General features: G+C 65.8%; 15 protein-coding genes. 11 read left to right on the top strand and 4 right to left on the bottom strand.

The genetic code is table 11. The features are described from left to right. Window positions 1–69: 69 nt before the first annotated feature. Together iolB and ACED67_RS02140 are read left to right on the top strand one after the other, a co-directional pair. Window positions 70–882, top strand: coding sequence for a 5-deoxy-glucuronate isomerase (gene iolB / locus ACED67_RS02135; RefSeq protein ID WP_395539876.1), 813 nt, complete (start codon window positions 70–72; stop codon window positions 880–882). 60 nt (window positions 883–942) lie between these two features. Next, window positions 943–1,959 carry an ATP-binding protein gene (locus tag ACED67_RS02140; protein WP_395539877.1) on the top strand — a complete coding sequence of 339 codons (1,017 nt, stop codon included), beginning with the start codon at window positions 943–945 and terminating at the stop codon, window positions 1,957–1,959. Between the two features lie 4 nt (window positions 1,960–1,963). On the opposite strand, the gene ACED67_RS02145 is transcribed toward ACED67_RS02140, so the two are convergent. Beyond that, entirely contained in the window at window positions 1,964–2,905 is a 942-nt protein-coding gene (locus ACED67_RS02145) for a nucleoside hydrolase (RefSeq protein WP_395539878.1), read from the bottom strand. A gap of 123 nt (window positions 2,906–3,028) precedes the next feature. Between ACED67_RS02145 and ACED67_RS02150 the strand changes: the two genes are divergently transcribed. Next, window positions 3,029–4,075: a beta propeller repeat protein gene (locus ACED67_RS02150; protein ID WP_395539879.1), complete on the top strand. Its 1,047-nt coding sequence runs from the start codon at window positions 3,029–3,031 to the stop codon at window positions 4,073–4,075. A 69-nt stretch (window positions 4,076–4,144) separates the two neighbouring features. On the opposite strand, the gene ACED67_RS02155 is transcribed toward ACED67_RS02150, so the two are convergent. Further along, a complete protein-coding gene (locus ACED67_RS02155) occupies window positions 4,145–5,149 on the bottom strand; it encodes a Fe(3+) ABC transporter substrate-binding protein (RefSeq protein ID WP_395539881.1) in 1,005 nt (334 codons plus the stop codon). A gap of 89 nt (window positions 5,150–5,238) precedes the next feature. Then, window positions 5,239–6,036 carry a nucleoside triphosphate pyrophosphohydrolase gene (mazG, locus tag ACED67_RS02160; RefSeq protein ID WP_395540458.1) on the bottom strand — a complete coding sequence of 266 codons (798 nt, stop codon included), beginning with the start codon at window positions 6,034–6,036 and terminating at the stop codon, window positions 5,239–5,241. Between the two features lie 133 nt (window positions 6,037–6,169). Here mazG and ACED67_RS02165 point away from each other — a divergent pair, with 133 nt between their 5' ends. Then, complete coding sequence (locus ACED67_RS02165) at window positions 6,170–7,339, top strand: M20 aminoacylase family protein (RefSeq protein ID WP_395539882.1); 1,170 nt, start codon at window positions 6,170–6,172, stop codon at window positions 7,337–7,339. On the opposite strand, the gene ACED67_RS02170 is transcribed toward ACED67_RS02165, so the two are convergent. Next, on the bottom strand, window positions 7,260–7,712 hold the full coding sequence (locus ACED67_RS02170; RefSeq protein ID WP_395539883.1) for a hypothetical protein: 453 nt from the start codon (window positions 7,710–7,712) through the stop codon (window positions 7,260–7,262). The genes ACED67_RS02165 and ACED67_RS02170 overlap by 80 nt on opposite strands. Window positions 7,713–7,763: 51 nt before the next feature. Here ACED67_RS02170 and ACED67_RS02175 point away from each other — a divergent pair, with 51 nt between their 5' ends. The 7 genes from ACED67_RS02175 (at window position 7,764) to prmC (ending at window position 14,195) form a co-directional block, all read left to right on the top strand. Beyond that, entirely contained in the window at window positions 7,764–8,165 is a 402-nt protein-coding gene (locus ACED67_RS02175) for a DUF6636 domain-containing protein (RefSeq protein ID WP_395539884.1), read from the top strand. A 199-nt stretch (window positions 8,166–8,364) separates the two neighbouring features. Continuing rightward, entirely contained in the window at window positions 8,365–9,000 is a 636-nt protein-coding gene (catB, locus tag ACED67_RS02180; RefSeq protein ID WP_395539885.1) for a type B chloramphenicol O-acetyltransferase, read from the top strand. A gap of 156 nt (window positions 9,001–9,156) precedes the next feature. Next, complete coding sequence (locus tag ACED67_RS02185; protein WP_395539886.1) at window positions 9,157–10,575, top strand: aminotransferase; 1,419 nt, start codon at window positions 9,157–9,159, stop codon at window positions 10,573–10,575. Window positions 10,576–10,773: 198 nt separating this feature from the next. Continuing rightward, window positions 10,774–11,739 (top strand): agmatinase, encoded by a 966-nt coding sequence (gene speB / locus ACED67_RS02190; protein ID WP_395539887.1) that lies wholly within the window; start codon window positions 10,774–10,776, stop codon window positions 11,737–11,739. Continuing rightward, window positions 11,736–12,176, top strand: coding sequence for a DUF1499 domain-containing protein (locus tag ACED67_RS02195; protein ID WP_395539888.1), 441 nt, complete (start codon window positions 11,736–11,738; stop codon window positions 12,174–12,176). The genes speB and ACED67_RS02195 overlap by 4 nt, the downstream gene beginning before the upstream one ends. A gap of 124 nt (window positions 12,177–12,300) precedes the next feature. Continuing rightward, on the top strand, window positions 12,301–13,356 hold the full coding sequence (gene prfA / locus ACED67_RS02200; RefSeq protein WP_395539889.1) for a peptide chain release factor 1: 1,056 nt from the start codon (window positions 12,301–12,303) through the stop codon (window positions 13,354–13,356). Then, a complete protein-coding gene (gene prmC / locus ACED67_RS02205) occupies window positions 13,353–14,195 on the top strand; it encodes a peptide chain release factor N(5)-glutamine methyltransferase (RefSeq protein ID WP_395539890.1) in 843 nt (280 codons plus the stop codon). The genes prfA and prmC overlap by 4 nt, the downstream gene beginning before the upstream one ends. Window positions 14,196–14,425: the final 230 nt, after the last annotated feature.

Consider the following 14,425-nt stretch of genomic DNA (forward strand, 5'->3'; position numbering starts at 1 on the left):
AATCCATTGACTTGGGGGGCTCTGCCCCCGGAGCCCGGGGATATATTTGCCAGGATGAAGGGGCAAGGAATGGCGGATTTGCTGCGAAAGCCGAAGGGGACGCGCGGCAAGGTGCATGACCTGACGCCGGAAGACGCGGGCTGGTCCTATGTCGGCTTCGGTCTGTATCGGCTGGAGCCGGGCAATGTGGCCGAGGAGCCGACCGGTGACCGCGAGGCGATCCTGGTCCTGGTCGAGGGCAAGGCGCAGATCACCGCTGCCGGGCAGGATTGGGGCGTCATGGGCGAGCGGATGGATGTCTTTGAAAAGACGCCGCCGCATTGCCTCTATGTCCCGAACGGTTCGGACTGGCGCGCGGTGGCGACCACGCCCTGCACGCTGGCGGTCTGCACCGCCCCCGGCAAGGGCAACTTCGCCGCACAACGCCTTGGGCCGGAAGGTATTTCCCTGACACCACGCGGGCAGGGGGCCAATACCCGCCATATCAACAATATCGCCATGGAAGCGCGCGAGGTGGCCGACAGCCTCTTGGTGACCGAGGTCTTCACCCCCGCGGGCAACTGGTCTTCCTATCCCAGCCACCGCCATGACGAGGACGATTTTCCGCGCATGACCTATCTGGAAGAGACCTATTACCACCGGCTCAACCCAGCCCAGGGTTTTGGCGTGCAGCGGGTCTATACCGAGGATGGCAGCCTCGACGAGACCATGGCGGTGAAGAACCACGATCTCGTGCTGGTGCCGCGCGGCCACCACCCCTGCGGCGCGCCCTATGGCTATGAAATGTACTATCTGAACGTCATGGCCGGCCCCTTGCGCAAATGGCGCTTCGCCAATGATCCCGACCATGACTGGATCTGGCAGCGCGACAACAAGGCCTGACCTCTGGCGCCACGCGGCCCCGCAGGCTAGACGGGTCGCGCAGAAGGTGCGGAGAGGATCATGGACGCCACGGTCGAGGCAGAGCTTCTGGGCGGTGTGCCGCTGCCGGCGCTGATCCTGGGCGCGGACGAACGGGTGCTGGCGCTGAATCCGGCGGCGCAGGCCGTTCTGGGCGAGGCGGCGCTGGGGCGCAGCCTGGCGCTCGTTCTGCGCGCGCCCGATCTTTTGCAGGCAGTGGCTCAGGTCCTGGCGGGCGAGGGCGCGCGCGAGGCCCTGCTGCGCCTCTCCGATGACAGCCAGTACCGCGCCCATGTCACCCCCTTGCAGGGGGCGACCAAAGCGCTCTGCGTCTTGCGCGACATCACCACCGAGACCCAGGCCGAACAGATGCGCCGCGATTTCGTAGCCAATGTCAGCCATGAATTGCGCACGCCCCTGACCGCGATGATGGGCTTCATCGAGACCCTGCGCACCAGTGCCAAGGATGATGCCAATGCCCGCGAGCGGTTTCTGGCGATCATGGAGCGCGAAGCGGGCCGCATGAACCGCCTTGTTCGCGACCTCTTGCAGCTCAGCCGGGTCGAGGCGGAGGAGCGCGTCCGCCCGCGCGAGGCGGTGGATCTGGCGGGGGTGCTGAAATCGGTCGCCGCAACCGTGCGTTCGGCCGCCGAGGAAAAGGACAGCCGCATCGCCATAGCCGGGGCCGAAGCGCCGGTCTGGGTGACGGGCGATCCCGACCAGTTGACCCAGGTCTTCCTGAACCTGTTGGAAAACGCGGTGAAATATGGCGCGCGCGGCCAGGAGGTCCGGGTCGAGATCCGCCGCGAGACCAGCTATCGCGGCCCGGTCCTGCGCGTCGATGTGGCCGATCGTGGCGAAGGCATCGACCCCATCCACCTGCCGCGCCTGACCGAACGCTTCTACCGCGTCGACACCCACCGCTCGCGCGCTGAAGGCGGCACGGGCCTGGGTCTTGCCATCGTCAAGCATATCGTCAACCGCCATCGCGGCTGGCTGAAGATCGACAGCAAACGCGGCGAAGGTTCGGTGTTTTCCGTGATCCTGCCCGAAGGTTAGGGGCCTATAGCCGGGCGATCTGGTCTGAAAAGAGCCGGAACAGCCCGTCGCGATCCACATCACCCAGGAAGAGCGCATTGGCCGGGCGGTCGGTCACCCGCCACCAGTCGGCGACGGTCATGCCCAGGGTCAGCGGACTGTTGACCTCGATCTCGACATTGATATGCCGGCCCGAGAACAGGTCCGGCGCCAGAAGATAGGCGATCACGCAGGGGTCATGCAGCGGCGCGCCCTCGCTGCCATATTTGGCCGTGTCGAACCGCTCGAAGAAATCGGTCCAGCCCGCCACCGCACGGCCAACCGGCGTGCCCAGGCTGCGCATCTCTTCGACCCAGGCGCGCGAAGTCAGGGCCTTATGCGTCACATCCAGCGGCAGCACGACCAGCGGAACGCCGGATTTGAACACGATCTCAGCGGCTTCCGGGTCGACATAGATGTTGAACTCGGCCGCCGGGGTGATGTTGCCCACCTCGAAATAGGCCCCGCCCATCAACACGATCTCGGCCACGCGGCCCACCACATCCGGCGCGCGCTGGAAGGCGGTGGCGATATTGGTCAGCGGGCCCAGCGGGCACAGCGTCACCGTGCCCGGCGCCTCACGCCGCAGCGTCTCGATGATGAACTCCACCGCATGTTCGGGGCGCAGCGGGCGCGCGGGTTCCGGCAGGTCGCAGCCGTCCAGGCCGGTTTTGCCATGAACATGTTCGGCGGTCACCAGATCGCGCTTCAGGGGCGCGTCGCAGCCCGCGAAGACCGGGACCGAGCTGCCCGCCAGCTCGCAGATCACCCGCGCATTGCGCTGGGTCAGCGCCAGCGGCACATTGCCCGCCACCGCCGTCACCCCCAGCACCTCCAGCCGCTCCGGCGCCGACAGCGCCAGAAGCAGCGCCACGGCATCGTCCTGGCCTGGGTCGGTGTCGATGATGATCTTGCGGCGGTGGGTCATGTCAGCTGCTCCTTCTTCGCAGGCACTCAAACGGATCGGCGCCGAACTGTCCAGCCGCCGCAAAGCGCGCTGACAGAAGCGGATTCGGGTGTAAGCTGGCCCGAGTAACCGGAGGGATTGCGCATGGCGGATATTCTGGTCGGTACCACCAAGGGCCTGTTCATCCTTGAAGGCCCGGATTTCCGGCTGACGGGTCCTTTCTGTCAGGGCTGGCCGATCAACCATGCCATCGGGCGCGGCGATCAGGTCTTTGCGGCGGGCGGCGGCAAATGGTTCGGCTGCGGCATCTGGCGGCGGCAGGGCGGCGACTGGACCCTGTCGCAAGGTCCGTTCGAGGGCGCCGAGCAGATGTGGTCGGTCGCCTATGACGGCGACCGCCTGCTGGCGGGGTCGAAACCCGCCTATCTCTACGAAAGCCTGAATGGCGGCGAAAGCTGGCGCAGGCTCGACGCGCTGACCGACCAGCCCGGAGCAGACACCTGGATGCCCGGCGCGGCGGGGTTGACGCTGCACACCATCCTGTCGGATGGCAAGGGCGGGCTCTGGGTCGGCATTTCGGCGGCGGGCGTGTTCGAAAGCCGCGATGGCGGGCAAAGCTGGCAGATGCGCAACCGGCGCGGCAACCGGCCCGGTCCGGCGGGCGCGCTGCCGCGCGACTGGGGCGATGGCAATGAATTCCGCCAGGAGGACGAGATCTTTTCCTGCGTCCACAACCTCGCCTTCGGCGCGGCCGAGGGGTTGATCTACATGCAGAACCATCAGGGCGTCTATCGCAGTCGCGATGGCGGTGCGGTCTGGGAGGAGATCACCGAGGGCCTGCCCTCGACCTTCGGCTTCCCCGTGGGCGCACACCCCCGCGACAAGGGCACACTCTGGGTCTTTCCGCTGAATGGCGATGCGATCGGGCGCTACCCGCTGGATGGCCGCGCGCTGGTGTGGAAAAGCACCGATGGCGGCGAGACATGGCAGGGCAAGGGGCAGGGCCTGCCCGCGCAGGATTGCTTCTTCACCGTCTTGCGGCAGGGCCTGTCGGTCAGCCGCGGCACGCCCTGCGCCGTGGCCTTCGGCACCAATTCCGGCTCGGTCTTCGTCAGCGCGGATGAGGGCGAAACCTGGCGGGAAGCCGCCCGCCATTTGCCCACGGTCCTGTCGGTCGAGTTCATGCAATAGGCCCGTGCCACAGGGGCACGGGCCATCGACGGGTAGTCTCGACTTGCAGCCTCAGGGAGCAGAGGGCCGTCAGCCGTCGAAATCGACCGTCTCGATCAGCTTCAGCGCTTCGGGGCGCAGTTTGGCGATCTCGGTCAGGCTCTTGCTGTCGGGGGTGAACTCGCCCCAGCTCGCCACCAGCTCCGACCGCGCCACACCCGGTTTCACCGGATATTCGTTGTTGGTCTCGGCATAGATCTTCTGGGCCTCGTCCGAAGACAGCCATTCCATGAATTTCAGCGCCGCATCATGGTTCGGGGCCGATTTCGTCATCGCAACGCCCGAGATGTTCAGATGGGTGCCATCGCCTTCAAAGGTCGGGAACACGATGCGCACGGTTTCCGCCGCCGGGCGCTGTTCGGGATCGTTCATCATCTGGCCGATGTAATAGGTGTTGCCGATGCCGATGTCGCATTCGCCCGCCGCGATCGACTTGACCTGATCGCGGTCGCCGCCATCGGGCTTCTTCGCCAGATTGGCCTTCAGGCCCTCAAGCCAGGTCTTGGTGTAATCGGCGCCGTGATGGGCCAGCATGGCCGAGACCAGCGCCACGTTATAGTCGTTCAGACCCGAGCGGATGCAGATCCGGCCCTTCCATTTCGGATCGGCCAGATCCTCATAGGTCGTGACCTCGCCATCCTTCACCCGGTCCTTGCTGGCATAGACGATGCGCGCCCGCGCCGTCAGGCCGAACCAGTGATTGGCCTCGTCGCGGAAATTGGCCGGGATATTGGCCTCCAGCACGTCCGATTTCACTTCCTGCGTGACGCCCGCATCGACGATCTGCAACAGGCGCGCGATGTCGACGGTCAGGATCAGGTCGGCGGGCGAACGGTCGCCCTCGGCCACCAGACGCTCTGCCATGCCCTTGTCGACAAAGGCCACATTGACCGCGATGCCGGTTTCGGCGGTGAAGGCATCGACCAGCGGCTGAATCAGCTCGGGCTGGCGATGGGAATAGACATTCACCTCTTCCGCCAGCGCCGCGACGGGCAGGGCGGTGGTCAGCGAAAGGGCAAGAAGGAGGCGACGCATGGTTGAGTCCTTTTGTCAGGCTTTGTCGTGGCGATGCATAAACCGCCGCGCGGGGTGCGGTCAATGCCTGAGTGAAACACTTGGGAAAATCAGCGACGCTCTGCCGCAGCCGCCTTGGCGGCCTTTTCCTCGGCCTTGGCGCGGTTCCACAAGGCGTCCATCTCGGCCAGGTCGGATTGCGCCGGGGTCGTGCCGCCTTCGGCCAGCAGGGCCTCGATACGCTGGAAGCGGCGGGTGAATTTCTGGTTCGCGGCGCGCAGGGCGGCTTCGGGATCGATCTTCAGATGCCGCGCGAGATTGGCGATCACAAACAGAAGATCGCCGAATTCCTCAGCCACTTCCGCCTCGGTCAGCGTCTCGCGGGCCTCGGCCAGCTCGCCCGCTTCCTCCACAAGCTTCGCCACCACCTCATCGGTCGAAGGCCAGTCGAACCCGACCCGCGCCGCCCGGTTCTGCAGCTTCACCGCCCGGGCCAGCGCCGGCAGTCCCAGCGCCACCCCGTCCAGCACGCCGGCGCGCGCGCCGCGCTCCCGCGCCTTCAGCGCCTCCCAATCCCTGGTCTGCTGCTCGGGCGTCTTGTCGCGCGATTCCGCGCCAAAGACATGCGGATGCCGCGCCACCATCTTGTCTGCAATCGCCCCGGCCACATCGGCAAAGCCGAAAAGCCCCGCCTCCTCGGCCATGCGGGCGTGAAAGACGGTCTGGAACAGAAGATCGCCCAGTTCGCCCTTCAACTCGCCCCAGGCCTGCCGCTCGATCACATCGGCCACCTCATGCGCCTCTTCGATCGTATAGGGGGCGATGGTGGCGAAATCCTGCTCAAGATCCCAGGGGCAGCCCCCTGCCGGATCGCGCAACCGCGCCATGATTTCCAGCAACCGCGCCATCGCCGCCTCGGGGGAAGAGACGGGCGTATGGACCAGACGGTCGCTTTCCGCGCGGTCAAGGTGGGGTTCTGACATTGCGGCCCTTCGCGATTTCCTGTTTTCTCCGGCCAGACCGATCCAAGGAGTTCCGATCATGCCCGTCCTCAACCGTATCGCCTCATATGCCGAGGAAATGAAGGGCTGGCGGCAGCATCTGCACCAATATCCCGAACTCGCCTTCGACTGCCACGAGACCGCCGCCTGGATCGCCCAGCGGCTGCGCGAGATCGGCGTGGACGAGCTGCATGAGGGCATCGGCCAGACCGGCATCGTCGCCATCCTGAACGGCAAGGGGCCCGGCCCGACCATCGGGTTGCGCGCCGATATGGACGCGCTGCCGATCGAGGAGATGACAGGGGCGCCCCATGCCAGCAAGGTGCCGGGCCGGATGCATGCCTGCGGCCATGACGGCCATGTCACCATGCTGCTGGGCGCCGCCAAATACCTGGCCGAGACGCGCAATTTCACCGGCCGCGTCGCCCTGATCTTCCAGCCCGCCGAGGAAGATGGCGGCGGCGGTCAGGCCATGGTGCAGGACGGCATGATGGACCGCTTCGACATCGCCCAGGTCTATGGCATCCACAATGCCCCCAACGTGCCCTTCGGCCATTTCCAGACCACGCCCGGGCCGCTGATGGCCAGCGTCGACACGGCTTATGTGAAGGTGACCGGCCGCGGCGGCCACGGCGCCACCCCGCACGAAACCGTCGACCCGGTCGTGGCGCTGGTCGCTATGGTCCAGGCCGTCCAGACCATCATCCCGCGCAATGTCTATGCGCTGGATGAGGCGGTGATCTCGGTCACCATGATCCACGCCGGCACGGCTTCGAACATCATCCCGGAAGATGGCATGTTCGCCGCCACCATCCGCTGCTTCAAACCCGATGTCCGCGCCCTGCTGAAAAAGCGCTTCCACGAGATCGTCGAAGGCACCGCCACTGCTTTCGGCGTCACGGCGCAGGTGGATTATGACTGGGGCTATCCCGCCACCATCAACCACGAGGACGAGGCCGCCTTCGCCACCGCCGTCGCGCAGGAAGTGTCCGGCGCGGATGCCGTCGACGGCAATGCCGCGCGCGAGATGGGCAGCGAGGATTTCTCCTATATGCTCGAGGCCCGGCCCGGCGCCTATCTCTTCCTCGGCACCGGCCCCGGTGCGGGCTTGCACCATGCGGCTTACGATTTCAACGACGAGGCCGCGCCCATCGGCGCCAGCTTCTTCGCCCGTCTGGTCGAACGCGCGCAGCCCTTGGCGGCCAAGTGACGCGCAGGGCGGGCAGGGCGGCGAAACCAAGCTGCCCCGCCAGCCCCAGCGCGCCCGCGGGCGTGACCATGCCGCCCAGAAAGCCGCTCAGGGTCTGGCCGGTCGCCAGCGCCAGCCCGGCTTCGGCCAGCATCAGCAGCGCAAAGGACAGCACGCCCATGGCGATCCGGTCCGGCAAGGGCAGGGGCCAGCGCCGCAGGACGCGCCCCGCCACGGCCCAGGACCACAGCAGAAGCAGCGGCACTTCCACCGCCACCGCCATCAGCACGCCGATCCGAGGCGCGATCCACAACGTCCGCAGCACGCCCAGAACGAAGGCCAGCGCAAAGACCGGCGCCAGATAGGCAAGGGCTGGCTTGACGTATCTCCGCATCGATCCGATCCTTCGCGCCATTCCGCCCGCCGCATTTTGCAGGAGTTTTCCGTGAAAGTCCTCTCACTCGTCTGCGCCTTCGTCGCTACCCCGGCCCTGGCCGATGATTACGTCGCCTTCCATTCGCCCTCGGGCAATATCCATTGCGCGATCATGACCGGCTCTTTCTCCGAGGCGCGCTGCGACATTTTCGAGTATACCCCCAGCTTCCGCAAACGCCCGGCCGATTGCGATCTGGAATGGGGCCCGGCCTTCGCGGTGGATGCGCAGGGCAAGGGCTATGTCGCCTGCGTCGGCGATACGGTGGCCGATCCGAACGGCTTTGTGCTGGATTACGGCAAGTCCTTCAGCTTGGGCGCCTATACCTGCACCTCGGAAAAGTCGGGCATGACCTGCACCAATGGACTGGGCCATGGATTCAAGGTCGCCAAGGCCAAGCAATCCGTGTTCTAGCGCCTGTTTGCACCGGTCGCCGGATCGGCTAGGCTGGGGTAGGTTCCGCTTGCCGCACAGGGAAGGCCCGCCGTGAAGGCCACGCACCGAAGCATCTGAAGACGGTCCCGCGCCACTGGCCGGGGCATCACCGCGCCGCCCCCTGGCGGCGTGCGGGGTTCGCCTATGGGCGGACAGTCTTCTTCCCTGAAAGATGCAAATGGAAAATGCCTTCGAAAGCCCGTTTCTGGGCGTGACACTGGACCGGCAGGTCCGCAATCCCAACATCCTGGTCGGGCGCTACAGCTATTATTCCGGCTATTACCACCGCCACAGCTTCGACGATTGTGCCCGCTATCTGCTGCCCGATCCGGGCGTGGACCGGCTGGTGATCGGCAGTTTCTGCTCGATCGGTTCGGGCGCGGCCTTCATCATGGCCGGCAATCAGGGCCACAGGCAGGATTGGATCAGCAGCTTTCCCTTCTTCTGGATGCCCGAGATCCCGGCCTTTGCAGGCGCCGAGAACGGGTTTCTGCCCGCGGGCGATACGGTGATCGGCAACGATGTCTGGATCGGCTCAGAGGCGATCATCATGCCGGGGGTCACGGTCGGCGATGGCGCGGTGATCGGCACCCGCGCCCTGGTGACCCGCGATGTCGCGCCCTATGCGATCGTCGGCGGCAATCCTGCACGCGAGATCCGGCGCAGGTTCGATCCCCCGACTGTCGATCTGCTGCTTGAAATGCGCTGGTGGGACTGGAGCGAGGACCAACTGCGCGCGGCTATGCCGCTTCTGACCAGCGGCGCGGTCGAGGCGCTGTACGCGCGTTGGCGCGATCATATCCGCAAGATGTAAGGTGCCGAAGGCCTCGGGCCGGGCCTCGGGGGGCAGATCAGGCTTTGCCCCCCCGATCCGTCCCGGCCGCAGGTTTTGGATGCACGGCAGGGCTGGCGCAGATTTGATCAAACGGTTAGAGTATTCTGACTGACGATTCAATCAGGGAGATTCCCCATGACCGCCCCCCAGGCCCTGGCCCGGCCCGCCTCGAACCTGTCGCCCGAAACCCTGTGGGAGATGGACCGTCGACATGTCCTGCACCCCTGGGCCAATTTCGGCCCCTTCGAAGCCGAAGGATCTCTGGTGATCGAGCGCGGCGAGGGCGCCTGGCTCTGGGACGCGTCGGGGAAACGCTATCTCGATGCCGTGGGCGGCATGTGGTGCACCAATATCGGCCTTGGTCGCAAGGAAGTGGCGCAGGCCATGGCCGAACAGGCCGAGCAGCTGGCCTTCTGCAACACCTTCGTCGACATGACCAATGGCCCTTCGGCGCGTCTGGCCGCCGAACTCGCCGCCCGCGCGCCGGGCGATCTGAACCGTGTCCATTTCACCACCTGCGGCTCGACCGCCGTCGACACCGCCGCCCGCATGGTCTGGTATTACCAGCACGCCATGGGCCGCCCGCAAAAGACCGATATCGTGGCGCGCGAGAACAGCTATCACGGCGCGACCTTCCTGACCCAATCCATCGGCAAGCGCCCCGGCGACCGGGTCGAGGAATTCCGCTACAAGACCGATGGCATCCATCACCTGTCCTGCCCCGATCCCTATCGCCGCCCCGAAGGCATGAGCGAGGCCGCATTCTGCGATGCGCTGGTCGCCGAATTTGAGGCCCTGATCGCCCGCATCGGCGCAGACCGCATCGGCGGCTTCTTCGCCGAGCCGATCCAGGCCTCGGGCGGGGTGATCTTGCCGCCCGAAGGCTATCTGCGCCGCATGGCCGATCTTTGCCGTCAGCATGACATCCTGTTCATCGCCGATGAGGTTGTCACCGCTTTCGGTCGCCTTGGCCACTGGTTCGCCGCCGAGGCCGAGTTCGGCGTCATCCCCGACATGATCACCTGTGCCAAGGGCCTGTCGGCCGCGTATGTGCCCCTTGGCGCGGTGATCTTCTCCGACCGGATCTGGCAGGCGATGGCGCAGGTGGGGGGGCGCTGGTTCACCAGCGGTTTCACCTATTCCGGCCATCCGGTCGCCTGCGCCGCCAGCCTCAAGGTGATCGAGATCATGGAACGCGAGGATCTGCTCGCGAACGCTGCCCGCGTCGGCGCCTATCTTCAGGACAGGCTCAAGCCGCTCGAGGATCTGCCGCTGGTCGGCCAGGTCCGGGGCAGGGGCCTGATGCTCTGCGTCGAGAACGTGGCCGACAAGGCGACCAAGCAACCCTTGCCCGATGGCGCGAACGAATCGAAGCGCATCTCCAACGCCGCCGAGGCGATGGGCCTTCTGGTCCGCCCGATCGGCCACCTCAACGTGATGTCGCCGCCGCTGACCCTGACCGAGACGCAGGCTGACCAGATCGCCGACACGCTGCACCGTGCCATCCGGCAGGTGACGGACGAACTGGTCCGCGAAGGCCATCGCATCGGCTGAGGCGGTTGACAAAGGGCTCCGGGCAGGCTTCCTTGCCCGGACCCGGATCCGCGCGTCTCCGGCCCCGTTTGGCGAAAACGGCAAGACCTTTGGAAGACGATCGGAAGACGTTTGGAAGACAAACGGAAGACGGTCCTTTCCGGGGCTGTCCGGCCTGGGGGGCAATGACAGCGCGCCTTCTGTATCCCGAGAATTCCCATGCCCCTGGAAGATGCCAAGACGCAGGTCGACACCGCTTTCACCCGCAAGGGCCTGCGCGGCTATGCCTTTGAAAACGCGTTCGGAGGAGCAACCTCCTTCCTGCGCCGCAGCTATACGAAAGACCTGACCGGCGTCGATCTTGCGGTGACCGGCGTTCCCTTCGATCAGGCGGTGACGCACCGCACCGGCACCCGCTTCGGCCCCCGCGCCATCCGCGAGGCCTCCAGTCTCCAGCCCTATGATCCCCCGCATGGATGGCCAACCAACCCGTTGGAAGAGCTGAATATTATCGACTACGGTGATCTTGCTTTCGACTATGCGAAAGTGGCGGATTTCCCCGAAATCCTGACCGATCACATCCGCAAAATCCTCGCCGCAGGCGCCGGAACCGTCACCCTTGGCGGCGATCACTACATCACCTTCCCCATCCTCAAGGCCTATGCCGAAAAGTTCGGACCGCTGGGGGTGATCCATTTCGACGCGCATTCCGACCTCTGGCCCGATGACGACCTGACCCGCATCGACCACGGCACGATGCTCTACAAGGCGGTTAAGACCGGGCTGGTAGACCCAAAGCGCTCGGTCCAGATCGGCATCCGCACCACCACCGAAGACTACCTCGGCGTCCATGTCATCGACGCGCGCGAAGTGCATGAAAAAGGCGTCGCAGCAGCGGTGGCGAAGGCAAAGGACATCGTCGGCGACAAGCCGACCTATGTCACCTTCGACATCGACTGTCTCGATCCTGCCTTCGCGCCCGGCACCGGCACCCCGGTCTGGGGCGGGCTGGCAAGCTGGCAGGCAGCGGCGATGCTGCGCGATCTTGCCGGTGTCAATATGGTGGGCGGCGACATTGTCGAGGTCTCGCCGCCCTATGACACCACGGGTGCCACCGCCATCGCTGGCGCCCATGTCGCCTATGAGCTGATCTGCCTCTATCACTGGGCAAAGACACAAAGATGAGCGCCCGCGGCATCCTCGCGACGGTGGTGCTGCTGGCGGCAGGCGGGGCGGGTTACATCCGCTTCGCCCCTTCGGACCCCGCCCTCTGGCATGTCTCGCCGCCCGAGGCGCTGTTCCGGGACCTGCCGAGCGACAGGGTGCAAGCCCTTGAAGGCGCTGCCGTTCTTCGCATCTCTTCTCAGCGTGGCGGGACCGAAGATCTGCTCGCGAGACTCGATGCCATCGCCCTTGCCACCGCCCGCACCACGCGCCTTGCGGGCAGCCCCGCGACGGACCGCATCACCTGGATCACCCGCTCCGCGCTCTGGGGCTTTCCCGATTACACCACCGCCGAGGCGCATCCCGATGGCCTGCGTCTCTATGCCCGGCTCCGCTTTGGCCGTTCGGATTTCGGCGTCAACGCCGCCCGCCTGACCGACTGGCTCTCGCGCCTCTAGGCCCTTGCTTGGCGCAAGCGCCATAGGCCCGGGGCCGCCGCGGGTTCAGGTCCCATGGCAAAGGACTAAGCCACGGGTTTTCCTCCTCTTGACCGGTCTCCCGATCCGCGCCAGACAACCGCCCATGGTTCCGCTAGACAAACTCGCCCAGATCACCCAGCGCTTCGAATTCGTCGAGGCCAAGCTCAATGCCGGCGCCAGCCCGGCCGAGATCGCGTCGCTTAGCCGCGAATATTCCGAGCTGAAGCCGGTGGCCGAAGAAATTGCCGCCTATCGCCAGGCGCTGACCGATCTGTCGGATGCCGAGGCCATGCTGGCCGATCCCGAGATGCGCGCGCTTGCCGAGGACGAGCTGCCCCGCCTGAAAGACGCCATCCCCGCGATGGAAGATCGTCTCCGCATCGCGCTTCTGCCCAAGGATGCGGCTGACGCGCGGCCCGCGATCCTGGAAATCCGTCCCGGCACCGGCGGCGACGAGGCCGCCTTGTTCGCGGGCGATCTTGCCCGGATGTATCAGCGCTACGCCGAGACGATGGGATGGAAGTTCGAGGTAATTTCCGAACAATCCGGGGAACTTGGCGGGCTCAAGGAATTCACTGCCCATGTTCAGGGCGAGGGCGTCTATGCCCGCCTCAAATATGAATCCGGCGTCCATCGTGTCCAGCGCGTGCCGGAAACCGAAGCCCAGGGCCGCATCCACACCTCTGCCGCGACCGTCGCGGTCCTGCCCGAGGCGGAAGAGGTCGATATCGACATTCCCGCCTCCGACATCCGCATCGACACGATGCGCAGCAGCGGCGCGGGTGGCCAGCACGTCAACACCACCGATTCCGCCGTGCGGATCACCCATATTCCCACCGGCACGGTCGTCACCTCGTCTGAAAAGTCGCAGCACCAGAACCGCGCCATCGCCATGCAGGTCCTTCGCGCGCGCCTTTACGAGATGGAACGGGAGCGCATCCACAGCGAGCGTGCCGCCGACCGCAAATCGCAAGTGGGCTCGGGCGACCGCAGCGAACGCATCCGCACCTACAACTTCCCGCAGGGCCGGATGACCGATCACCGCATCAACCTTACGCTCTATGCGCTTGACCGCATCATTCAGGGCGACCTGACCGAGGTGGTCGATGCGCTGATCGCCCATGATCAGGCGGCGAAACTGGCCGAGATGGAGGCATGACCGGCGCCGAGGCGCTGCGCGCGGCGATCCCGCGCCTGTGGGCGGCAGGGGTGGAAGACCCGGTCCGCGACGCCCGGATTCTCCTTGCCCATGTCCTGCGGATCGGCACCGACCTGTTGATCCGCGATCTGCCCAACACGCTGACTGCGGCACAAGTCGCGGCCTTCGAACGCGCGGTGGATGCCCGCGAAGCCCGTCAGCCGGTCTCTCAAATCACCGGTCTGCGCTGGTTCTGGAGCTATCCGTTCCTGGTGACGAGCGACACGCTCGACCCGCGCCCGGATACGGAAACGCTGGTGATCGAGGCCCTGTCGGCGCGCTTCGACCGTATGCTGGATCTTGGAACAGGGACGGGGTGCATCCTGCTGACCTGCCTGCTGGAAACCGGCAGATCGACCGGGATCGGCGGTGACAGTTCAGAAGCGGCGCTCGAGGTTGCAAGGCAGAATGCCCTTCGCCTTTCGGTCCAGGACCGCGCCGAGTTCCGCCGTCTCGATTGGACCGAACCGGGCTGGGCCGATGGGCTTGGCCGTTTCGATCTTGTGGTCTCGAACCCGCCCTATATCGCCAGCGCCGAGATGGAGGGTCTTGCCCCCGAAGTCCGCGACTGGGAACCGCGCCAGGCCCTGACCGACGGGGCTGACGGCCTGACCGCCTATCGCGCCATCGCGGAAGGCCTGCCAACCCTGCTTGCTTCGGGCGGGCGGGTGCTTCTGGAAATCGGCCCGACCCAGGGTCAGGCGGTCGCCACGCTTCTGGGCAGGGTCGGCCTTGTCGATAGTCGCATCCTGCCCGATCTTGACGGCAGGGACCGCGTGGTCGCCGCCCGCGCGCCGTGATGCCGCAGGCCCAGCCGCTCCGGGCGTGACCCCTTGGCAAGAGCCCCGCGATTTTCCGCGTTATTCGCCGATTTGTCCCAGAATCTCCTTGCCACACAGGTCCGCGCGTGATTTAGACCATCTCATGCGGCTGGCTTCTGGCGCCTTCCCTGTCCCGACCGCCGTATCAACCTGATCCCGCCTTGCTCTCCCGTTGGCCGCTTCTGTCGGCCGGTTCGATGGGCCAAAGG

The sequence above is a fragment of the Neotabrizicola paludis genome (genome assembly GCF_044142105.1).
Taxonomy (GTDB): Bacteria; Pseudomonadota; Alphaproteobacteria; order Rhodobacterales; family Rhodobacteraceae; genus Pseudogemmobacter.

Coding starts and splice junctions, on each gene's coding strand:
- prfA (WP_395539889.1), top strand. CDS start 12,301: ATGGTTCCGCTAGACAAACTCGCCCAGATCACCCAGCGCTTCGAATTC.
- ACED67_RS02170 (WP_395539883.1), bottom strand. CDS start 7,712: ATGCGGAGATACGTCAAGCCAGCCCTTGCCTATCTGGCGCCGGTCTTT.
- prmC (WP_395539890.1), top strand. CDS start 13,353: ATGACCGGCGCCGAGGCGCTGCGCGCGGCGATCCCGCGCCTGTGGGCG.
- catB (WP_395539885.1), top strand. CDS start 8,365: ATGGAAAATGCCTTCGAAAGCCCGTTTCTGGGCGTGACACTGGACCGG.
- ACED67_RS02165 (WP_395539882.1), top strand. CDS start 6,170: ATGCCCGTCCTCAACCGTATCGCCTCATATGCCGAGGAAATGAAGGGC.
- ACED67_RS02145 (WP_395539878.1), bottom strand. CDS start 2,905: ATGACCCACCGCCGCAAGATCATCATCGACACCGACCCAGGCCAGGAC.
- speB (WP_395539887.1), top strand. CDS start 10,774: ATGCCCCTGGAAGATGCCAAGACGCAGGTCGACACCGCTTTCACCCGC.
- ACED67_RS02155 (WP_395539881.1), bottom strand. CDS start 5,149: ATGCGTCGCCTCCTTCTTGCCCTTTCGCTGACCACCGCCCTGCCCGTC.
- ACED67_RS02150 (WP_395539879.1), top strand. CDS start 3,029: ATGGCGGATATTCTGGTCGGTACCACCAAGGGCCTGTTCATCCTTGAA.
- iolB (WP_395539876.1), top strand. CDS start 70: ATGGCGGATTTGCTGCGAAAGCCGAAGGGGACGCGCGGCAAGGTGCAT.
- mazG (WP_395540458.1), bottom strand. CDS start 6,036: ATGGCGCGGTTGCTGGAAATCATGGCGCGGTTGCGCGATCCGGCAGGG.
- ACED67_RS02140 (WP_395539877.1), top strand. CDS start 943: ATGGACGCCACGGTCGAGGCAGAGCTTCTGGGCGGTGTGCCGCTGCCG.
- ACED67_RS02195 (WP_395539888.1), top strand. CDS start 11,736: ATGAGCGCCCGCGGCATCCTCGCGACGGTGGTGCTGCTGGCGGCAGGC.
- ACED67_RS02185 (WP_395539886.1), top strand. CDS start 9,157: ATGACCGCCCCCCAGGCCCTGGCCCGGCCCGCCTCGAACCTGTCGCCC.